The 1,446-nt window shown below is 53.5% G+C and carries 4 protein-coding genes; all 4 read right to left on the bottom strand.

The features are described from left to right. A partial coding sequence (locus ABEV74_RS04685) for an AAA family ATPase (protein WP_430143765.1) occupies positions 1–621 on the bottom strand: 621 nt, incomplete at its 3' end. A gap of 12 nt (positions 622–633) precedes the next feature. Next, entirely contained in the window at positions 634–912 is a 279-nt protein-coding gene (locus ABEV74_RS04680; RefSeq protein WP_430143763.1) for a hypothetical protein, read from the bottom strand. Between the two features lie 28 nt (positions 913–940). Beyond that, complete coding sequence (locus ABEV74_RS04675; RefSeq protein WP_430143761.1) at positions 941–1,129, bottom strand: hypothetical protein; 189 nt, start codon at positions 1,127–1,129, stop codon at positions 941–943. Between the two features lie 142 nt (positions 1,130–1,271). Next, on the bottom strand, positions 1,272–1,403 hold the full coding sequence (locus ABEV74_RS04670) for a hypothetical protein (protein WP_430143760.1): 132 nt from the start codon (positions 1,401–1,403) through the stop codon (positions 1,272–1,274). Positions 1,404–1,446: the final 43 nt, after the last annotated feature.

The following is a 1,446-nucleotide window of genomic DNA, read 5'->3' as shown; positions in this document are numbered from 1 at the left end:
CGCCGCAAGCATCTTGCGGTGGCCTTCAAGCGTCCGTTCTCCCAGCAGCCCCGTCAACTCGGATAACTCCGGGTTGCTGGTGATGACCTCGGCGTCGGAAAGATCGCCGCAAACCTCAATTAAAATCCGCCGGCGGTCATCTTTTTTCAACTGCTCATTGAAGAACGCTGGGTTCGTCAGCAGTTTGAAGACCTCTTCCTTAACGATGCTGGCAATGAACGCTTCGTATTCGCCCTTTTTGACCGGCACCCCATCGACGTAGTAGTCCGTCGTGTGCCCGGTAAACTCGGCCGTAACGGCGCCACGCTTCTTGGTCCATTTTTCCGAAAACACCTTACGGAGCGTTCGGCGCTTGCCGTTGACGAGCAGCACGACCTCGACCTCATGGTTTGTTCCGTGCTCCAGCACCTTGCCGTCGGGCCCGAGCGTTTTAATCTCGAAGTCCTTTTTGTTTTGGCTATCCTTGTCAAACAATGACCAGGTAAAGGCGTCGAACAGAGTCGTCTTTCCCACGGCATTGTCGCCGAACACGTTCACATCCTCACCGTCGGCATCCAATCGGAAATCCCGAATGCCCTTGAAATTCCGGAGCGTCAGGGAAATCAGTTCGATTTTTTTCACGTCCCCCACCCCCTACAGCTCCGCGAGCTCAGCTTCGAGCTTTGCGACTTCGTCGGCGATCATCTGCCGCAATGCCGGCTTTATTACCTCGATCAGCCTTTTGTCGTTTTGACTAGGATTGGAATCTGTTGATGAGAGACTGAATAACCCGTTTACATACTGATCATATACGGAGATTTTTCTGATACTCTCGATCTGTTTGTCGAGCTTTGACAACCGATCGATTTTATTCACAATTAGGCGAGCCTTTTTCGCTCGCTCCTCCATGTACTCCAGCGTTTTCCGGTCCATTGCCGGCCCTCCTTTTGAAAATTAAGATTCAAACCGTCATCGTGACCGCGCCCATTGCCCGCGCCATGCACTTACAAGAGCAATACCATTCGTTCCCACGCTTCCAGATTTTCTGGCCGGCATAGATCGGCGACAGGCACTCGTCATATTCGCATTCGCCGACCGGGTCCACCGGCAACTCCTGCGGGTCCGGCAATCCTTGCTCAAACCGGTCCATCAGACCCACTCCTCTGCAGCGTATTTGAAATTGATTCGCAGCATTTCCGCCTTGAGCGCTGCCCTAACCTCCCGGTTAGGCTCATCGAGGTAGCGATCGTAAAGCTCCATGTACCGGTCGAAATCTCGTTGCTGCTCTGCAGTTAAGCTAGATGCGCGACCCATGTGCCGATCACCACCCTGCGAACGAACTCCTCGAACGTGATCTGGTAGCGCTCGCCGATTTGAAAATGAACGAAGTATTCGCCGAGCTTTTCGAGACGCTCATCCGGCATTGTCATCGCCCTCCGTTTCTCTCAAGATTCGCGCCGTCATGGA

The sequence above is a fragment of the Paenibacillus cisolokensis genome (assembly GCF_050481165.1).
GTDB lineage: Bacteria > Bacillota > Bacilli > Paenibacillales > Paenibacillaceae > Paenibacillus_AH > Paenibacillus_AH cisolokensis.
This window is presented reverse-complemented; position numbering and strand designations above follow the sequence as displayed.